At 64.5% G+C, this 19,978-nt stretch carries 12 protein-coding genes and 1 CRISPR repeat array; of the genes, 5 read left to right on the top strand and 7 right to left on the bottom strand.

The genetic code is table 11. The annotated features are described in order from the left end of the window. Positions 1 to 6: 6 nt before the first annotated feature. Positions 7 to 2,657: a CRISPR direct-repeat array (repeat unit 28 nt; unit sequence GTGCTCCCCGCGTGAGCGGGGATGAGCC). A gap of 68 nt (positions 2,658 to 2,725) precedes the next feature. Beyond that, positions 2,726 to 4,384 (bottom strand): FAD-binding dehydrogenase, encoded by a 1,659-nt coding sequence (locus tag HMPREF3227_RS06250; RefSeq protein ID WP_066511292.1) that lies wholly within the window; start codon positions 4,382 to 4,384, stop codon positions 2,726 to 2,728. 115 nt (positions 4,385 to 4,499) lie between these two features. Further along, on the bottom strand, positions 4,500 to 5,471 hold the full coding sequence (locus tag HMPREF3227_RS06245) for an MDR family oxidoreductase (protein WP_066511291.1): 972 nt from the start codon (positions 5,469 to 5,471) through the stop codon (positions 4,500 to 4,502). A gap of 116 nt (positions 5,472 to 5,587) precedes the next feature. On the opposite strand from HMPREF3227_RS06245, the gene HMPREF3227_RS06240 reads away from it, so the two are divergent. After that, a complete protein-coding gene (locus HMPREF3227_RS06240; RefSeq protein ID WP_066511289.1) occupies positions 5,588 to 6,187 on the top strand; it encodes a VanZ family protein in 600 nt (199 codons plus the stop codon). Here the strand turns inward: HMPREF3227_RS06240 and HMPREF3227_RS13870 are convergent, their stop codons facing one another. The 4 genes from HMPREF3227_RS13870 to HMPREF3227_RS06225 all read right to left on the bottom strand — a co-directional run bounded on the left by HMPREF3227_RS13870 (position 6,188) and on the right by HMPREF3227_RS06225 (position 9,796). Next, positions 6,188 to 6,319, bottom strand: coding sequence for a hypothetical protein (locus HMPREF3227_RS13870; RefSeq protein WP_255357125.1), 132 nt, complete (start codon positions 6,317 to 6,319; stop codon positions 6,188 to 6,190). Between the two features lie 256 nt (positions 6,320 to 6,575). Then, positions 6,576 to 8,036 (bottom strand): hypothetical protein, encoded by a 1,461-nt coding sequence (locus HMPREF3227_RS06235; RefSeq protein ID WP_066511284.1) that lies wholly within the window; start codon positions 8,034 to 8,036, stop codon positions 6,576 to 6,578. Between the two features lie 9 nt (positions 8,037 to 8,045). Next, complete coding sequence (locus HMPREF3227_RS06230; RefSeq protein ID WP_066492603.1) at positions 8,046 to 8,645, bottom strand: response regulator; 600 nt, start codon at positions 8,643 to 8,645, stop codon at positions 8,046 to 8,048. Next, positions 8,642 to 9,796, bottom strand: a complete 1,155-nt coding sequence (locus tag HMPREF3227_RS06225; RefSeq protein ID WP_231725158.1) for a sensor histidine kinase — start codon at positions 9,794 to 9,796, stop codon at positions 8,642 to 8,644. Before HMPREF3227_RS06225 ends, HMPREF3227_RS06230 begins: the two co-directional genes overlap by 4 nt. 111 nt (positions 9,797 to 9,907) lie before the next feature. Here HMPREF3227_RS06225 and HMPREF3227_RS06220 point away from each other — a divergent pair, with 111 nt between their 5' ends. The 3 genes from HMPREF3227_RS06220 to HMPREF3227_RS06210 all read left to right on the top strand — a co-directional run bounded on the left by HMPREF3227_RS06220 (position 9,908) and on the right by HMPREF3227_RS06210 (position 12,679). Beyond that, positions 9,908 to 10,858 (top strand): ABC transporter permease, encoded by a 951-nt coding sequence (locus HMPREF3227_RS06220; protein ID WP_066511278.1) that lies wholly within the window; start codon positions 9,908 to 9,910, stop codon positions 10,856 to 10,858. Between the two features lies 1 nt (position 10,859). Continuing rightward, positions 10,860 to 11,534: an ABC transporter ATP-binding protein gene (locus HMPREF3227_RS06215; protein ID WP_066511266.1), complete on the top strand. Its 675-nt coding sequence runs from the start codon at positions 10,860 to 10,862 to the stop codon at positions 11,532 to 11,534. 395 nt (positions 11,535 to 11,929) lie between these two features. Further along, positions 11,930 to 12,679: a YwaF family protein gene (locus tag HMPREF3227_RS06210; protein ID WP_230384240.1), complete on the top strand. Its 750-nt coding sequence runs from the start codon at positions 11,930 to 11,932 to the stop codon at positions 12,677 to 12,679. Here the strand turns inward: HMPREF3227_RS06210 and HMPREF3227_RS06205 are convergent. Continuing rightward, a complete protein-coding gene (locus HMPREF3227_RS06205; RefSeq protein ID WP_066511263.1) occupies positions 12,660 to 14,285 on the bottom strand; it encodes a bifunctional ADP-dependent NAD(P)H-hydrate dehydratase/NAD(P)H-hydrate epimerase in 1,626 nt (541 codons plus the stop codon). The genes HMPREF3227_RS06210 and HMPREF3227_RS06205 overlap by 20 nt on opposite strands. Positions 14,286 to 15,173: 888 nt before the next feature. Between HMPREF3227_RS06205 and HMPREF3227_RS06200 the strand changes: the two genes are divergently transcribed. Further along, the coding region (locus tag HMPREF3227_RS06200; RefSeq protein WP_066511300.1) for a G5 domain-containing protein at positions 15,174 to 19,978 on the top strand (4,805 nt) is incomplete at its 3' end.

Here is a 19,978-nt window from a genome sequence, read left to right as displayed (position 1 = left end):
AGTTCAGTGCTCCCCGCGTGAGCGGGGATGAGCCCTGGCTGGAAAACGGCGAAACCCCCGCCGGGGAGTGCTCCCCGCGTGAGCGGGGATGAGCCGGCCGCCGCGTGCGTCGCGCGGCCGATGTTCTAGTGCTCCCCGCGTGAGCGGGGATGAGCCCCGTAGACCGCCCAGCGGCAGTCCTGCGCGGATGTGCTCCCCGCGTGAGCGGGGATGAGCCGTCTCACCTCACCCGGGCGCTTACGGCTATCGGGTGCTCCCCGCGTGAGCGGGGATGAGCCCGGTATGCGGATATGCCGCCGCTGCCGCGATAAGTGCTCCCCGCGTGAGCGGGGATGAGCCCACCGCCCGCACCGTCGCAGCGGCGTGCGGTGCGTGCTCCCCGCGTGAGCGGGGATGAGCCCTTTGGCCTGGGGCCGCAAACATGGTTCGTCTCGTGCTCCCCGCGTGAGCGGGGATGAGCCCTCGCGGGCGAGCGTCGTGCGCTGCTCGTCGGTGTGCTCCCCGCGTGAGCGGGGATGAGCCCATTGTTAGCCCCTAGCGCCCCGACCTGCAACAGTGCTCCCCGCGTGAGCGGGGATGAGCCGTTCCCGGAGGAGGTGCGCTAATGAGTGTCACGGTGCTCCCCGCGTGAGCGGGGATGAGCCGTCGGTGCCCCAGTGGGTCGTGCCCCAGCGTGGGTGCTCCCCGCGTGAGCGGGGATGAGCCCTAGTCAAGGAGAAGAAGTAAATGGCTAAGCACGTGCTCCCCGCGTGAGCGGGGATGAGCCCCTGGAGGATGTACACAAGTTCGCCGCGCCGGGGTGCTCCCCGCGTGAGCGGGGATGAGCCCGACACCGACGCTATCCACGACGCGCTCGAGGAGTGCTCCCCGCGTGAGCGGGGATGAGCCCGGGTTGTCTGCCGTTACCGGCTCGACCTCGTCGTGCTCCCCGCTTGAGCGGGGATGAGCCCTGACCTATTCGAAGATATTGCTATCGCGAAGCGTGCTCCCCGCGTGAGCGGGGATGAGCCCCGTAGACCGCCCAGCGGCAGTCCTGCGCGGATGTGCTCCCCGCGTGAGCGGGGATGAGCCCCCGAACAGCGGAATTTGTGTTATCGACTACGGGTGCTCCCCGCGTGAGCGGGGATGAGCCCGCCCACGTAGCAGGCCGCATCGTAGACATCAAGTGCTCCCCGCGTGAGCGGGGATGAGCCCGTTACGGAGCTTAGCCCTGACGTTATGCACGCGTGCTCCCCGCGTGAGCGGGGATGAGCCCAGCTCACCGGCGGGCGTGACGCGGGCGACTACGTGCTCCCCGCGTGAGCGGGGATGAGCCCGTGCGGTCGCGGTACGTGCCATCGCACAGGCGGTGCTCCCCGCGTGAGCGGGGATGAGCCCACAATCCGACGGACGATCCGCGGAAAGCGTGAGTGCTCCCCGCGTGAGCGGGGATGAGCCCGCCGCCTGCGCTTCAGCCACAGACACAGTAGCGTGCTCCCCGCGTGAGCGGGGATGAGCCCGCTTTTACGACGAGCTGAAGGCAGGAACGGCCGTGCTCCCCGCGTGAGCGGGGATGAGCCCGCACATTGGGCGGAGTGTGATTAGTCGCTAGGGTGCTCCCCGCGTGAGCGGGGATGAGCCCTCGGCAAGGACTCGCAGGGACGCAACCTCACCGTGCTCCCCGCGTGAGCGGGGATGAGCCCACCGCCCGCACCGTCGCAGCGGCGTGCGGTGCGTGCTCCCCGCGTGAGCGGGGATGAGCCGGCCAATAATGCAAGCATTGGCACGTGGATTAAGTGCTCCCCGCGTGAGCGGGGATGAGCCGCCCATAGCGCCAGCCTGATTGACAGTTTTTTGGTGCTCCCCGCGTGAGCGGGGATGAGCCCCCCCTAGTCATAAGCTAAAGCTGGGGTCTGAGGTGCTCCCCGCGTGAGCGGGGATGAGCCCTAAAGACGCCCCGCTTTTAAACCTAAAGACTAGTGCTCCCCGCGTGAGCGGGGATGAGCCTGATTGGCTGGGCAGGGTTGGTGACTATGGCGAGTGCTCCCCGCGTGAGCGGGGATGAGCCCCGAGCAGGGCACACCCTCGCGTTATGCGCGTGGTGCTCCCCGCGTGAGCGGGGATGAGCCCCGCCGCGCCGCCCGCGCCGTCGTCGCCATACGTGCTCCCCGCGTGAGCGGGGATGAGCCCCGCAGGTCAACCCGCCCGCCGGCCGTGAACCCGTGCTCCCCGCGTGAGCGGGGATGAGCCCGTCACGGGGATCACCCGCGCTAACGTTCACGTGTGCTCCCCGCGTGAGCGGGGATGAGCCTTACCCCCGGCTTGCACGCTAAAAGGGCGCGCGGTGCTCCCCGCGTGAGCGGGGATGAGCCGTGGCCAGGGAAGTACCGCACGAAGTTGTGACCGTGCTCCCCGCGTGAGCGGGGATGAGCCCCATCGGCCGGGGTTGATAGTGTCGAGAACTTGGTGCTCCCCGCGTGAGCGGGGATGAGCCCCACCAATGCCTAACATGACCCCAGAAAGAGCAGTGCTCCCCGCGTGAGCGGGGATGAGCCCCCCGCACCGGTCGCGCTCGCCGAAGATACGCAGTGCTCCCCGCGTGAGCGGGGATGAGCCGTGAGGATTACGGGGCCGTGGAATTTGTGGCATGTGCTCCCCGCGTGAGCGGGGATGAGCCCCTTGCCAACCGCCTTATGAAAAGAAACCTTGGGAACTTCCCACATGCGCGGCGATAATGGTGCTCGGTCTACAACGCCGCCAACGCCTCGCCCACGCGCTTGCCGGAGTGGATGCAGCCGCCCAGGAACGTGCCTTCCAGCGCGTTCTTGCCATGCATGCCACCACCGCCGAAGCCGGCGGCCTCGCCGCAGGCGTAGAGCCCCTCGAGCACGGTGCCGTCGGAGTGGAGGCAGCGGCCGGAAAGGTCGGTTTCGATGCCGCCCAGCGTCTTACGGGTGAGGATTTTCAGGCGCACGGCGATGAGCGGGCCCTTGGATTCGTCGAGCAGCCGGTGCGGTGGGGCGGTGCGCACAATCTTATCGCCCAAGAATGCGCGCGCGATGCGGATGTAGTTGACCTGCGCGTCTTTGCTAAACGGGTTGTCCAGCTGCGAGTCGCGGTCCTCGATGAGGGTGCGCAGTGCGTCGAGTTCAATGCGTTCGTCGCCGGCGACCTCGTTCATGCCGTCGACGAGCTTGTCCAAGCTGTCAGCGACGACCCAGTCGATGCCATGATCCATGAACGCCTTGACCGCCACGTGCGTGCCCGGGGCAAGCTTGCCGGCGAGCTTCCTGAATTCCTTGTCCGTGAGATCCGGGTTTTGCTCCGAGCCGGAGAAGATGAACTCTTTATCCGCGATGGCCTGGTTGAGCACGAACCAGGAATAGCCGTGGCCGGTGCGGCCGATATGCGCGAGCGCGGCCAGGTTGTCGGAGCCAGGGAATAGGTTGGTGGGCAGGCGCTTGCCCTCCGCGTCGAGCCACAGGCTGGACGGTCCCGGGACAATGCGGATGCCGTGGCCGGGCCAGATGGGATCCCAGTTGGTCATGCCTTCCGGGTAGTGCCACATGCGGTCCGTGTTGACCAGGTGGGCGCCGGCCGCAGCCGCGATGTCGATGCCCCGGCCATCCACGTGCGCCGGCACGCCGGTGACCATGTCTTCCGGACACGGTCCCCAGCGATCCTCCGGCCACATTTCGCGGACCTTGGCCAAGTTGCCGCCGATGCCCCCAGTCGCCACCACGGTGGCGATCCCGCGGACTTCAAAGGTGTCGACCACCTCGCGCGAGGAGGCGACGCCACGATCCGCGTCCGAGGGCGCGAGCACGCTGCCACGCACGCCGGTGACGCGACCGTTTTCCACGATGAGCTCGTCCACGCGGTGGCGGAAGCAGAAACGTACGCGGCCCTGCTTTTCGGCCTCGAGGAGTGGCTCGCGGAAGACGCGCACGACCTCCGGGCCAGTGCCCCACGTGAGGTGAAAACGCGGGGCCGAGTTGCCGTGTCCCGACGCATCGCCGGAGCCGCGCTCCGCCCAGCCGATGGTGGGCAGCACGTTAAGTCCCAGTGCCTTCAAGTAGTCGCGCTTCTCATTCGCGGCGAAGCGCACGTACTCGCGGCCCCACGCGCGTGGCCACGTATCGTGCTCCGCGTCGTCGTAGTCCGCGGAATTCTGCCAGTCGCGCCAGGCAAGCTCTTCCGAGTCGTGGACACGCATGAGCTTCTGCTCCGGGGAGTCCACATAGAAGAGCCCGCCCAGCGACCAGAACGCCTGACCGCCCAGGTTGGCGCGGTTTTCCTGTTCCAGGATGATGACGTGCTTGCCGCCTTTGATGGCCTCATAGGCCGCGACGAGACCCGCCAGCCCCGCGCCGACGATGATGGCAGATTCTTGCTTGTGACTCATGGCACAAAGCTAGCACGCACGTCCGAATCCGCGCGGCTATTCGACCACGGATCCGCCACCCCGGCGGATCTTTGTCAGAATAGAGGGGTCTATTCTAACAATCCCCAGGTCGCGGTTACTCGGCGATGGTAACCACCGTGCGGCCGTGGTGGTTGCCCGCGAGGATCTCCTTGGCGGTTTCCGCGACATCGGCGAGCGCGACGGTCGTCGTGATGGAGCGCAGCAGCTCGAGGTCTAGGTGTTCGTCGAGCAGCTTCCAGGCCTCCTCGCGGCGGGGCAGCGGCGCGTCGACGGAGTTCACGCCGGCGAGCGTGACGTCGCGGAGAATGAAAGGCAGGACGGAGGCGGGCAGGTCGGGGCCTGCGGCCATACCGGTCGCGGCGACGACGCCGCCCCAGGTGATCTGGGCCAGAACGTTGGCGAGCACGGCGGAACCGGCGGTATCGACGGCACCGTCAAAGCGGGCTTTCTGCAGCGGGCGGCCGGGCACGGAAATTTCTGCGCGGTCGAGGATGTGGTCAGCGCCCAGCGTGTGCAGGTACTCGGATTCTGCGTCGACGCGGCCGGTGAGTGCGGTGACCTCGAAGCCGAGCGACTTGAGCAGCTGCACCGCGATGGAGCCCACGCCGCCGGTCGCACCGGTGACGAGGACGTGGCCCTCGGTGAGCCCGTGACGGAGCAGGGCGTTGACGCAGAGGGCGGCGGTGTAACCGGCGGTGCCGATAGCGGCGGCATCGGAAGCCGAGAAGCGCGAGGGGACCGGGACGGTGGCCGCGGCCTTGACCTTCTGCTGGGTGGTGTAGCCGCCGTGGCGGAACTCGCCCAGGCCATCGCCGAAGGCGGCGACGAGGGTACCTTCCGGCAGTCGCGCGTCAGAGGACTCGGCCACGGTGCCGATGACGTCGATGCCCGGCACAAGCGGGTCGACGCGCATCACGCCCTTATTGCCGTCGAGAGCCATGGCGTCCTTGTAGTTGAGGGAGGAATAGGCGACATCCACGAGCATGTCGCCCTCGCCGAGCAGGGGCCTGTCAAGGAACTCGTGGGAAACTCCGGAATCGGTGCGGGTGACTTTGAGAGTGCTCATGGGCACAAGCCTACGCGTCTGTGGCGTGCGGCTCGTGGGGAATTGGCAGGGATGGGCAGGTGACATTCAGCTCGTACCCCGGAGAGCTGACAGGCGGGAGGTTTAGGTTGTCCTTTATGACAGTGACAGCGACGAAGAGCCCGGCCCCCGTGCGACACCGTTCCGTGAGCGACCACCTCACGGTGCGCCGCGACGCGCGCCCGGTAAGTCTGCTCGTGCTCGCTGTGACCGCAATGGCGACGGTGGGCAAGCCCTTCATCGAGATCCCCGGCATTATCAACGCCTCGGCCCACCGGGTGCGGTCGGTGAATCTCGACCTCTTCCACGAGTGGGTCGCTGGGACCACCATTTGGTACGGCAAGTACACCAATACCTTTGGCAATATCGCGCTGTTTATTCCGGTGGGGCTCGTGCTCGTGGCGCTCGCGGCGACGGCGGTGCGCGGTCGCGCGAGCCGCCTGAGCCTGTGGCTGCGCGCCGTGGTTATCGCGGCGGGGCTCTCGGTGGGCATCGAGGTGACGCAGTATATCTTTGCGCTGGGCTACAGCGATGTGGACGACGTGCTCTTCAATACCGCGGGCGCGGCAATGGGCGCGTGCGCGATGCTGCGCCTTGACCACGAGCGCCAAACCAAGCTGCTGTGGCGCCTGGGCTTCCTCGCTGCGGCGCTGCTCGTCATCGTGGTCTGTGGGCTGGTGACCGGAATAATCGGATAGTTACGTGATGACCTCGAGGCTGCGCAATGCGGGCTCGAAGGCCTGCCACGGCGTGCCCTCGATTCGTACGGGCGAGACGTCCGCGAGCTCGTTGAAGCCTAGCCCCTCAACGTCGCGCCCAAACCCCACCAAAACTCTGGAATCCCGTACACAATTCCGAATTCTGGGTGGGGTTTGGGCGCCGCTTCGGCGGTTTCTGCGGTGGTTTCAGGCGCGGGCCCTGAAGTGTTTTCTGGGGAGTCCGCGCTGAGGAAGTAGGAGGCCACGAGGCCGGTTACGGCGACCACGGCGCGGACCAGGATGATGAGGACGCGGGGTTGAGCGAGCTGGAGCGGTGCCGAGGGGGAAAAGATGGAGAAGGAGAGGCCGGGGGAGACCTTTCGGGGAGCTAAAAGGGGCGAGTTTGATCGTCGTCGAAGTCGTCGGGCAAGCCGTAGTTCTCTTCGTCGAGAGTGAAGAAATCGTGCAGCGTATCCATGTCGAGGTCGTGATGAGTGGGCTCGGTGAGAGGGGTAGGGCGCGTGTCGAGCAGGTGCGTGATGCCGGCTTCCTCGTTGAGCAGGCCCTTGTATTCGATGATGCCGCGCAGGTTGTGCAGCTGCCAGCCCACCATGCCGCGGCCGGCCTCGGTGAGCCGGAGCGGATCGTCCGGGGCGAGGATGCCGAGCATCTGATAGAGACGAATGGTGCGGTGCACGTTATCGGGGCCCTCGGGGCCGACCTTGGTGGGCACGCCGCTCAGCGGCAGCGGCTCGCCGCGGATGAGCAGGCAGAACAGGAGAGCGGTGCTCACTAAGTCACTGTCGTCATCGCAGAAGGGGAGCATGGTGAAGTAGTCCTCGCCCACCAGACCCGGGTCGCTCAACAGCCGGTTGGTCTTCTCCGCGAGGTTCATGCGTGAGGAGGTCTCCTCGATGTAGTCCATGAACACGAGGAAGTCGTGGAGAATTCCAATGGGCGGCACGGAGGATTCGCGGGAGGCGGTAGCCGCGCCGGGCCAGAAGGCCGCAACGTCGAGCTCTTCGATCAACCGCTTGACCAGCGCGGGACGGAACGCGCCGGTGGAGGTGAGGCGCAGCTCCGAGGTGAGCGTGCGCAGGATGCCGGTAAGGCGGGTACCGAGGGTGCGCGCGGCGGCATCGGAAAGCTGGGGCAGAGGAAAGTCGAGCTGGAGCTCGGGGAAGGAGTCGAGGAGAAACTCGCGCAGGCCGATGGGATCCTCGAGCCGCGCGGGCATGCGCGGGGTAAAGGGAGTGTCAAAGTCGAAGCCCTCGGGCATGACGTCTTCAACCGAGCTGAGCTCCCGGAGACGATCCGCGATGGTGGGGTGGAAGCACTCCGTGAGCCGCTGGCGCAGCTGGTCGAGCGAGTAATTGGGGAAGATGGACTGGATGGCTTCCCACTGCGTCTGCGGGATGGGAATGCCCGCGAGCAGCTGGCGGACGTCCTCGAGCATGGAGCGCATGCGGTTGCCGTCGCCCACGGCGGTGACAAGATCCGGGCCCGTGGCGTCGATGAGCGCGGGCGTGGCTTGCTGCAGGCGGGTCTCCGAGAGGAACATGAGGTGGATATCCCAATCGCCGACGGAGGGGTGGTAGTCCACGCCAGTGCTGCGGTTCATGAGCGTGTGGAACGCGGGCTCATCGAGGACGTCGAGGATCTCAATGAGACGTTCGCCCACGTGGACATGCCCCGGAGGGGAAGGCTCTAGGCCCAGCGCGGCATGCGCGATGAGCGCGAGCTCGCCCACCGTCACGTCTGGGTCCACGCCCACGAGGCGGGAGACTTCAAGGTACTGCGAATCGAGCGAGATGAGCACGCACTGCGCGGGGTACAGGTCCTGATCCATAATGCGAGCCTAAAGCAGGCGGCGCTGCCTCGCCACCGTTACGGCGGCCGTGCGATTATCCACCCCCAACTTGTCATAAATGTGGATGAGGTGCGTCTTAATCGTCGCCTCGGAGACGAAGAATTGCTGCGCGAGCTCGCGGTTGCTCGCGCCCGTGGTCAGGCCTTCCAGAATCTCCCGCTCCCTTCGGCTCAGGGCCTCGCGCGGCTTTCCGATGCGCGCCGCCAGCAGCCCCGCCACCTCCGGCGCGAGCGTGCGTTGGCCCTTGGCTGTCGCCACGATGGCGTCGTGCAGCTTGTCCTCCGGTGCGTCCTTGAGCAGGTAGCCTAGGGCCCCGGCCTCCACGGCGGCGATGACGTCGCCCTCCGTGTCATACGTGGTGAGGATGAGGACGGGGACGTCTCCCGCGACCTTCTTGGTGAGCTCGATGCCGTCCGCGTTGGGCATTTGGATATCGCAGACGACGACGTCGACGGCGTTGGCGTCGACGTCCGCGGTGCCGTCCGTGCCCTCCGCGACGACCTCGAGGTCCTCGAAGGAATCCACGATGGCGCGCAGGCCCGCGCGGACCACCGGGTGGTCATCGATGAGCATGACGCGGATGGTCATTGGTTCTCCTTGAGCGGTAGTCGTACGGTGAGGGCGGTCCCGGTGCCTGGGCCAGGGCTAATTTCTAGGCGGCCGCCTAGTTCGGCGACGCGGGCGCGCAGTCCTGGTAACCCAAATCCCTTGTTGTTCGTCGTGGCGAAGCCACGACCGTCATCGACGACGTCGAGCGTCGCCGCATCTTCGAAGACTCCGAGGGTGACCACCGCGCGCCGGGCGTGGGCGTGCTTGGCGACGTTGCTCAGCCCCTCCCGGGCGGCGCGCTCGAGACAGGCGCTCACCTTGTCCGGCAGCTCTCTGGTGGTGTCACCGGTTTCGACGAGCTCGAAGTGGGTGTCTTCCTCGAGCGTGCGCGCCCGCTCGTTCTGTGCCTCGACGAGGGCCTCGAGCGCCGTGGTGAGTTGCGGCGGCGCAGCCAAGTCCTGCACCAGCTTCCGCGTCTCCTGGAGCGAGTCCTGGGCGACCGTCGCGATGGTTTTGAGGTGCCCCGAAGGATCCGCCGCGTTCTTCCCGGCGCGGGCCATGAGCACGATGGAGCCCAGACCTTGGGCCACCGTGTCGTGGATTTCACGCGAAAGCCGGGCGCGTTCTGCGAGCCGTCCGGCGAGGTTTTCGCTGCGTGCGAGCTCCTCCTGGGTCGCTCGCAGCTCCTCCGCGAGCGCGCGGTAGCGCAGCGCCTCGTCGCGCAGCGCCACGTACGCGTAGTAAAACGCGATGGCGAAGACGGTGCCGATGGCCGGACCCACCGCCGCCGCGATGGTCCACTGGTCTGGGTAGCGCCACGCCGGGATGAGCGCCGCGCCGGCCCAGAGACAGACTGTGGAGACGATCCCCGGCGCGCGTGGCAGTTCGTGGAGGAACAAGAAGAGCAGCGGAAACTCGAGCCACATGAAGTCCCGGGCGTGGACCATGAGCCCAATCCACAGGATCGTGATGAGCGCGAGCCACCAGTATGCGGCGCGCCGGGTGGGTGGGCGCTTGACGGTGCCCCATACGTAGACGAGTCCCAGCGCGATGGCGAGGCCGCAGACCCGCGCATCCAGGTCACCGTCCCCGGCAGCGCGCACGACGCCGAAGGCGAGCAGCAGCGCGAACATGGTGTGCAGCCCCACGCGCAAGCTGCCCAGCACTGTGCTCAAGTTGATAGATCTCACGTCCCTCAACGCTAGCGTGCCCGCGGCGGACGCGGAATCAACCGACCGGTTGATTCCGAAATCAACGCCGCTCCCGATGTATCCGTTGCCGCTGCGCAGGAGGATAAAAGTATGTTCCTTGCACTTCGTGAATTATGCGCCGCCCGTGGCCGCGTGACGCTGATGGGTGGCACCGTGGCCCTCATTACGCTGCTGCTCATCATGCTCACCGGCTTAACCGGCGGCCTGTCCAAAGAAAATACCTCCGCCCTCGACTCCCTCGACCCGGCTCACCTCGTGTTCTCCACCGAGGAACCCTCCTTCATGGAGTCCACGTACTCCGGCCCACTGCCCGCCCTCGGCGTGGCGCAGACCAAGCTCGACTCCACCGGTGTCGCCGTTTTTGGTCTGCCTGCGGACTTCTCCTCGCCTGTCGGTTCGATCCCCTCCGACGGCCTTCTGGTCCCTGAATCCCTCGGCCTTGCCGCGGGCGATACCGTGACGCTCGGCGGCGTGGCCACCACTGTTGCCGGCGTCGTGGACGAGCTCGACTACTCCCACCAGCCCGTGGTTTGGGCGCCCACCGAATTGTGGCAGGCTGCCGCCCACACGGATGCTGACGGCACCGTCGGGCTGTCCACCGACGGCGCCGAGGGCGTGTCCATCCGCGACGCTTACTCCGGCCTGCCGTCCTACTCCTCGGAGAACGGCTCGCTGCTCACCATGCAAGGCTTCCTCTACGCCATCTCCGCCCTGGTCACCATCGCCTTTTTGAGCGTGTGGACCATCCAGCGCACGCGCGACCTCGCCGTCCTCCGCGCCCTCGGCGCCAGCTCCCGTTACGTACTCCGCGACTCCCTCGGCCAAGCCGCGATGTTGCTTGCTGGCGGCGTCCTCGTGGGCGGCCTGCTCGGCATCGGCCTCGGCACCCTGGCCGCCGGCGCGTTGCCTTTCGACCTGGGCTGGCGCACCCTCGCTGTCCCTCCCGCCGGCGTCTGGCTGCTCGGCATCGCCGGCGCCTTCATCGCGACCCGCCGTGTCGCCCACACCGATCCACTCATCGCACTAGGAGGAAAGGCCTAACATGCTTTCGCTTAACGATGTCTCCGTCATCTTCCCCGACGGCGACCACACCCTTACCGCCCTCGATTCCGCCTCGCTCACCGTAAACCCCGGTCAGCTCGCCGCGATTACCGGCGAGTCGGGCTCCGGCAAGTCCACGCTGCTCAACGTCGCCGCCGGGCTTATCGCCCCGACCTCCGGCTCTATCCAGGTCGCCGGGCACGAACTCGCTGGTCTCGACGACGAGACCCGCGCTCGCGTCCGCCGCGAGAACATTGGCATGGTCTTCCAACAGCCCAATCTCCTGGGCTCGCTCACCGCGCGCGAGCAGCTCCTCATCGTCGACCATCTCCGCGGCGTGCGCCCCCGCAAGGACCGCGCGGACGAGCTCCTCTCCTTCGTCGGCCTCGCTGACCTGGGCCACCGCCGCATGGAGCGTCTTTCCGGCGGCCAGCGTCAGCGCGTCAACATCGCGCGTGCGCTCATGGCGGATCCGGCCGTCCTGCTCTGCGATGAGCCGACCTCCGCGCTGGATTCGAAACTCACGGAGGACATCGTGGAGTTGCTCCGCCGCGCCACCGCCGAGTGGGACACCGCGACCGTGGTCGTCACCCACGACCTTTCCGTCGCGGCCGCGGCCGACGCACACTGGGAGGTTCGCGACGGCCACGTAGGACTGCTTTCTCGGGCAGCGTAGGTCCTGCATTTTTAGCCGACGAAGCACAAGATTTGGGGCCACAATGACGGCTTAATCGGCTAGAAAATCCTTCCGGTTGCCGGCCTACGCGGGTGCAGTTACGGTGAAAGCACATCTCGGGGGAAATGGGGAACCAATGCGTGAACCGTTGAAGGGGACGAGTCGCCAACTGTCAGCCATGGCGCAACGCGGCGAGGCGGTGAAGATCATGAACGGCCTTTATCGGCCATCGCTCAGGGAACAGCAGACTACGTGGTCCCGCCGTGGAGGTGGCACACGTACTTTCGTGACCGCGGCCAAAGCATTTGTGGCCGAGAAAAATGCCGTGAAATCCCACAAGCTAAGGCTTCGTTGGCTAGAAATTTCTCGCTCGTTCGGTACCCTCATATCCCGTTATGTCTCGACCCCGCTTTCGCCGTCTCACAACTCGCCTCGTCGAGGGGCTTATCGATCGCCCCACCGCGACCACGTATGAGCGCATGCCACAGTTCGGCCGCGCGCACTGGGCCATGCTGGGCACGACGGCCGCCACGTGTACTGGGTTCATCAGCGGTGCGCGCCGACTTCGAGGGACACGCCATGAGAAGAGAGCCAGGCAGGCGTGGGGCTGGACGCACCTGGCCCTCGGCGCGGCGTGGACGGTGGCGTCCCTTGACCCCAAGCAATTCGATATTCGCGAGTCCTTGCCGCTCCATTTGTGCGACGTCCTGCGTCCCGTGCTCGCACTAGGACTTATTACAGGAAACGATAAAGCGCTCGCGCTCACGTACTACTGGGGCCTCCTGCTCAATCCGCAGGCTATCCTCACACCCGACGTCATCTACTACTACGAACCGCGGGCCCTGCGCTTTGCGACGTATTGGTTCTTCCATATCACGGCGCTTGCCACGCCGCTCGCGCTGAGTTTCGGACTGGGCTATCGCCCCACGTGGCGCGATTACCGCTTCGCTGTTGCCGTCACGCCTGCGTGGATGGCCACGGCTATGACCACGAACGCGCTGACCCGTGGCAACTATGGATTCCTCAACCACGCGCCGGGCAGTCCGTCCGTCATCAATCTGCTAGGGCCCTGGCCCGGCTACATCGGTGCGGAAATCGTGGGCGTCGCCGCGGCGTGGGCCGCACTCACCGCCGCGTGGCGGTAAGACGTGCGATGGCGGTGGGGATGGACCGCGCGATTTCCGATGCCGTCGTCGGCGCCAATCCTTCCGGTGTCGCCGCCGCAATGGCTGCGGCGTGAGCATGGATGGCGACTGCCTCGCCGAGGGCATCGATCACTGCGAGTGCGCGGTCCTCGGGACGCATGTGTTCGAGATTGGCGTGCGCGAGCCAGGCGCCGATGATGCCCGCGAGCACGTCGCCGCTGCCCGGGGTCGCCGCGTAGGAATTACCTGCGTCGACGGCGAGCAGCATGCGCGGGTAGCCCGCGAGGATGGTCTTGCGTCCCTTGAGCAACACAAAGCAACTGAGTTCCTCGGCAAGTTGCTGCGCCAGGACGGCGCGGCCGCGCGAGGGCTCGTAGGAGCCGAAGACGGCGGAGTAGATGCGTTCGAACTCACCGGCATGCGGCGTAAGCACGACGAGCGGGTGATTGCGCACGGCCTTCCGCACGGCCTTATTGTCGGCCAGGACGGTGAGCGCGTCCGCGTCGAGGACCGTGGGCTGGCCCTTCATGAGCACCTGGAGGATCTCCGCCGCGCATTTTAGGCCACGGCCAGGGCCCACAACCCAAGCTTGAGCGCGGCCCGCGGAGGCGACATCCTCGTGGTAGACAACCTCGGGGTGGGCGTGGACGACGTCGCGGCGGCCGATGATGCGCACCATGGATGGCGTGGCCCGCAGTGCACCGCTTGCGCAGAGGATTCCCGCACCCGCATAGGACTTGGAGCCGGCGCACAGGGCGACGACCCCGCCGGAGTACTTGTCATCCGCTGGCCCCGGAGTCGGGTCGTGGATGTCGTGGAAGGACGCGGCAGGCCGCAAGCGCAGCGTGCCTTCTTCTGTATCAATGTGGCCCGCCGCGGTATCGGTGGGGGCGTTTTCTAGGGCCTCGTTCCACGTGAAACGCGGTGGCAGGGACTGCTCGGCGGCGAGTATGCCTGATGCGATGCGCGTGGTGAGTTCCCAACTGCGGTGGAGGAGCTCCTCGCTGAAGCTATACGGGGCGCCGCGCGGCGTGAGATCGGCAATGACGATCTCGCCGCACTCGGGCGCGAGCGCATGAGCGGGGCGAAGACCACCGAAGGTAATGGTGGCATCGGCATGCACGCACGGGCTTGCCGCGACACCGGTCTCGGCGTTGATGCCGCTGGGAACGTCGACAGACAGGATGTGCTTGGCCTGGCGGAAGAGGTCATCGTGCGCGGCGCTGATGGTGCGGCCGGCGCCCAATCCTGCGACGGCGTCGATGATGAGTGCGTACGAGGCGACCGACTCAAAGTCCGGCTCCTCCCGCACGGAGCCGCCTGCCAGCTTGAAGGCCTCGAGCGCCGGGGCGTGCGCGGCATTGGCTGCGAGCACCGCGTCGACGGAATACCCAGCGCCCAGCAGGAACGCGCCCGCGTACAGGCCGTCCCCGCCGTTGCCGCCGGGGCCGGCGACGATGAGGATGGGCGCGCCGGGGCTCACCATCTGGACGGCTGCGCGGGCGACAGCATGCGCGGCCAGGCGCATGAGTTGCTCGGGCGCGGTGGCGGCGAGCAATGCCTTTTCGGCCGCACGGACAGTGGGGACTGAGTAGTACGACTCCATGTGCCCCAGAATAGCCCGGATTTTCCCAGCTGGCAGCTCAAAAATTCATCAAGTATGCCTTTTGACCGTCATAGCGGAAGGCATACAAAAAGACGCACCCATCTCGGCCGACGCGCGGGCTGCATGGCTCTCGACTTCCATGCGCTCCGGCGCGTCGACTGAGATGGTGCGCGCCTGTCTTCCAACAGCTTAAAGGTAGAGGGACGAGCTGTATACGCGAGATGATTTCGATTCCATAACAATGGCGAAGGGGCAGCGTATGCGCCCGATTGTTGACAACGTCCCGTACTTTTGGGGGCATTCAAAGGCGATGGAGTATCCAAACGTACAGCTTGCGGCCGCGCAAATTTCACCGAGCTTCTACAGTTCACACGGGTTGCGACGTCGGCGGCTAGCTATGCGAGTGAAATGGACGCATCCACCGATACTTTAAGAGAACTTCCACAACCTATTAGCTTTCGTCGGGGAAAGGCTGCGAAGTATGTTCCTCCCAATTGCTTCGCCGAGTGCGATCGTGACAGCGTTCCCTTCTGCTGGGCCAAGAGCGTCAACGTGGTGTGGAACCATTCTATTCCCCGCGCGAGTAGCGCTCCGCTACGGTCCAACCCTTAACACCCCCTCAAAGGATTTCTAAGCCCGCACCTCAGGGGCCGCCCCCCTTCTTGCGTCGTAGAGCACGGCATACGCTGAACTTTTATGGCTTTTAGCGCACAATTCCCATTGTTTATCCACCCTGAGAGTGGTATAATATTTTCGGCATTCTAAGGAGATTTTGCACCTCAAGCGAGTGCCCGCTAAGGATGCGAATTCGGTCTTAGACAGCCCCGACCGCACGTTTCCAAGCAGCGGATGTAGCGGAATATAACAATTTTACGGAAGGACCGAGGAATGAACTCCTCTCAGAACAGGGTTTCACGACGGCGCCCCCGCACTGGCGTTGCCGCCCTGTCCGTCATCACTCTCGCGCTGGGGTCGCTCAGCCTCTTCCCTCACAGCGACCTCGCCCCCGAGGCCACCGCTGCCACACTGAGCGGCGGCATCCGGGACAAGTCCGGCGCAGTTGAGAAGGACGCCCAGAAAGCGTCCGACCTGCCAGCCGGTTCGTGTGTTGTTGAAGAGTCGGACACCCCTGACCACAGCCAGGCTGGTTTTACCTGGAAGACCTCGGAGCCAGGTGCGGACAGTCCTGACAAGACCCGGTGGGGTTTGAGTATTTCCTTTGATAACTCGAAGGATCGCACGTTCGCGGATTGGGGCTTTACTAATTCTGGCCGCATGCCCCTGAATCGCGGTGAGGTGCTATCCATGGAAGTCGGTCAAACCTTCCTCGGCGAGAACGTCACCCATAAGGCCGACGAGAACATCAAGATTACTGCTTCTGGTCCGCAACGAAACGTGAACCTCGAAGCAGAGCTGACCGATGAGAAGGTCAAGCAGTTCGCTTCGGCCACTGCCGATAACCCTGTACGTTACGCCTGGCAGGGCAACTACACGAAAGACCAAACTTCCGGCCCGCAGGTTACCAAGGGAGGCAGCGCGCAATTCAGTGCTGTTATCAACCCGTGGCCGAGCGAGAACATCGAATGTAACCCGATCACGGTGTCGTGGGAGACTTTCGAGAAGCATGTGATCGTCCCTGGTGAGGAAACCAAGGTCGGTAAGATCAACGTTCCCGCTGTGCAGAACGGTGGTACGGACGACTCGATGTCCCGCATGGTCGTGGAGGCCTACGACGGCAACGGCAAGTTCATCGGCACCTCTGACGTAGCTGCTTCGGGCGGCACACAGATGTTGCGTATTGATGACAACGGCGATATCTATTTCACCTGGCCTGAGTACCGTGGTACGGACCAGGCGACCGACAAGAACGTGAACTTCTCCGTTCTGGCGAAGCCACGTACCGTGGATCAGCTCCAGGCTGCTGGTGAAAACAACAATGAATTCGGCAATACCCAAGTCTTCGACAGCTCTAACTCGCTGACTCGCTATAACAAGGCGAACGTCATCGACTCCAAAGCGTTCTCTCTGGATGACACCGAGTATCACAACCCGCAGTACGACAAGACGGATGCCTCGATCATCTCGGGTGTCGATAGCGCAACCGGCCCAGTGGCTACCGAGCCGCAGAAGGTCACTTTCACCCAGGTCCCAGACCTGATTAAGGACCTAGCGAAGAAGAAGGGCGACGGCGGTTTCGAGGCCAAAGTCACGCTCGACGAGAAGTACGTCTACGAGGGCTGGACCGTCGAGATGGACGAGGACTACAACGTCACCGTCACTGCCCCAGAAAACCCGAAGCCGGGCACTTTCGCGCGCCCGAAGGTTATTGTTGAGTACTCCAACGGTTCCACTGATGAGCTCGAGTTGCTCGTCGTGGTCGACCCGAACAACACCCAGGTCACTGACCTGGTGCGCCCCGGCCTCACGAAGGGCAAGATTGGCCAAGATTTGACCGCCCAGGTGGGCACCAAGTCCATCATGAAGGGCCACAAGCCAGTTCACCCAGCCAAGTTCGAGGTCGACCCGTCCACTGTGCCTGAAGGCTGGACCGTCACCGTCGATGAGACCGGCAAGGTCACCGCGAAGGCAGACGATACCGTCGCACCGGGCACCATCATTACTCCGAAGGTGAAGGCTACTTACCCGGACCAGACCACGGATGAGATTGAGGTCCAGTTCCAGGCGATCGTGGACATCAAGATCCCCGATTACGACACGGTGACTGATAGACCCGGACACAAGGTCACCCTGACGCCGACGCTTCCCGAGCGTGGCCTGAGTGGCAACACGACCGATGAAGCCCCGAAGCGCTACACCTTCGAGGACGGCAAGACGGAGTTCACCTACACTGACGATAGCGGTACGTGGACCGTCAAGATCGACGAGACCACTGGCGAGATCACCACTGCGATCCCGCGGACAGCACCCGAGGGCTACATCTTGAACGTTCCGGTGCTCGCATACTACGACAACGCCGACAAGCCGCAGCAGGTCAAGGGCACCGTCGTTGTGCTCAAGAGCGATATTGCTCCGACCTACGACGTCAAGGTCACCGGCCCGAACAAAGCTGTGGATCACCAGGTCCAGGACGCTCCGAAGGGGTCGAAGTTCTCCTTCGGCGTTGACGACAATGACGAGCCAATCACCGAGCAGGAGGTTGACGGCTGGAATTACAAGGTCGACCCGAACACCGGTGTAGTCACTTCCACCCCGCCGGCACACGCTAAGCCGGGTGACCAGAGCACCGTCACCGTCACTGTTACAGCTCCGGACGGCTCGACCCCGAAGGTGCCCGTCACCACCGTCGTGAAACTGACCAACAATTGGGAGGCGGAGCCGTCTTACCCGGTTGAGACCGTGTACCCGGGTGAAACCGCAAAGCTGCCGTTGAACCTCGACAAGCCGGACAATGTCAGCGTCGCTAAGGAAAACCCTTACAAGCTGGGTACACTCCCGGCGGGTTGGACGGCCACCATTGACGACAATGGTGAGATCACTGCAACCGCACCGGCGGATGCGAAGCCGGGTGACCAAGTCAAAATTCCGGTCACCGTGACCTACGAGGACGGGTCTGAGGACACCGCATACGCTGTGGTCAACGTTGTCGACGTTCCGACGCGTGAGGTGCCATTCAAGGTCGAGTACAAATATGACAACACCATCCCTGCAGGGACCTACAAGGTCGAGACCGAGGGCGAGCCGGGCTCCGAGAAGATGCACAAGGACGGTACCTGGGAGCGGACTAAGGCGCCGGTCAACGAGGTCGTTGTCGTTGGCACTAAGCCTGCGGAGAGCGCCAAGGACGTGACCTGGAAGGTTCCGATCCCGTACCCGACCGAGGTTCGCGAGAACCCGGACCTGGCACCTGGTGAAACCAGGGTCGTCCAGGAGGGCGAAAACGGCGAGAAGACCTACACCGCTAAGTTCACCGCCAAGGGTGACAAGGCTGAGGTAGCCGAGGAGAAGACCACGAAGGAACCTGTTACTCGCATTGTTGAGTATGGTCCCGGCGTGGAGCCATCGGAACTAGTGACCAAGACCGAGAAGCCAATTCCGTTTGAGACTGAAATTGTCTTCGACAACACCCTGGAAAAGGGTACTCAGGTCGTCGATCAGGAAGGGCAGCTCGGAACCGAGGTCGAAACTTCGACGCAGAAGATTGTGGACGGCAAGCCGTCCGGCGATCCTAAGGTGACCAATGAGCGCACCAAGGAGCCGGTCAAGCAGGTTATCCGTGTTGGCACGAAGACCACCGGTGAGACCACCGAGACCGTGGAATCTGAAATCCCGTTCGGTGTGAAGGTCGAGTTTGATCCGAACATGCCGGCTGGCACGTCTGAGACTGTCACCGAGGGTAAGCCAGGCAAGAAGAAGGTGACGATCAAGCGTGACATCATCAACTCCAAGCCGGGCGACCCGCAGATCACTGAGGAAATCACCGAGGAGCCGGTGGATCAGGTGATCAAGGTCGGCACCAAGCCATCCGAGGTCTCCAAGAAGGTCACCTGGACTGCCCAGGTGCCGTTTGAAGTTGAAACCCGTCCGAACCCGGAGCTCAAGCCGGGTGAGATCAAGGTCGTCCAGAAGGGCGAGCCTGGCGAGAAGACCTACACCGCGGACTTCACCGCTAAGGGCGACCAGGCAACTGTGACCCCTGAGGAGAAGCAGACCAAGGACCCGGTCAACGAGATCATCGAGTACGGCCCGGGCGCCGAGGATTCTGAGGTCATCACCAAGATTGAGAAGCCGGTTCCGTTCGAGACGAAGATCGTCTTCGACCCGAACCTGAAGGCCGGCGAGCAGGTCGTCGACCAGCAGGGCGAGTTGGGTACCGAGGTTGTCACCTCCACCCAGAAGATCGTGGATGGCAAGCCGTCCGGCGAGCCGTCCGTGACTACTGAGCGCACCAAGGAGCCGACCAACGCAGTCATCCGCGTGGGCACCAAGGTCGACCCTGCCTCTACCGAGGTCAAGTGGACTGAGAAGACCCCATTTGAGACCGAGATCCGCGTCAACCCGAATTTGCAGCCGGGCGAGCAAAAGGTCATCCAGGAGGGCACCCCGGGCGAGATCGAGCACACCGTCACGGTGACCGTTAACAACGGCGAGGTCAAGAAGGACGAGTCCACGTCCGAGATCAGCACGCCGTCGCCACGAATCATCGAGGTCGGTCCTGCCGAAAGCAAGACTGAGTTGACGGATACGCACACGGAAGAAATTCCGTACGACACGCTGATTGAATACGACCCGAACCTCGAAGCGGGCGAGGTCGTCGAGGATCAAGCGGGGAAGAAGGGCTCGAAGGAGATCACCAAGACCTGGAAGCTGGAGAACGGCGTACCGGTCGGCGATCCGGAAACCTCCGAGACCATCACGCAGGGAAAGCAGGATCGTAAGATCCGTGTGGGCACCAAGTGCAACTGCGACAAGCCGACGGACCCAAGCGAGCCGTCCACGCCGGGTGAGAAGCCGAGTGAGCCGTCTACTCCGGGTGAGAAGCCGAGCGAGCCGTCCACTCCGAGTGAGAAGCCGAGCGAGCCGTCTACTCCGAGTGAGAAGCCGAGTGAGCCGTCTACCCCGAGTGAGAAGCCGAGCGAGCCAGGTAAGCCGGGTAAGCCGGGTGAGCCGGGTAAGCCGGGTAAGCCAGGTGAGCCGGGCAAGCCGGGCAAGCCGGGCAAGCCAGGTGAGCCGGG

Source organism: Corynebacterium sp. CMW7794 (assembly GCF_001563605.1).
GTDB classification, from domain to species: Bacteria; Actinomycetota; Actinomycetes; order Mycobacteriales; family Mycobacteriaceae; genus Corynebacterium; species Corynebacterium phoceense.
The sequence above is the reverse complement of the archived record's forward strand: the minus strand, read 5'-3'. Positions and strand labels throughout refer to the sequence as shown.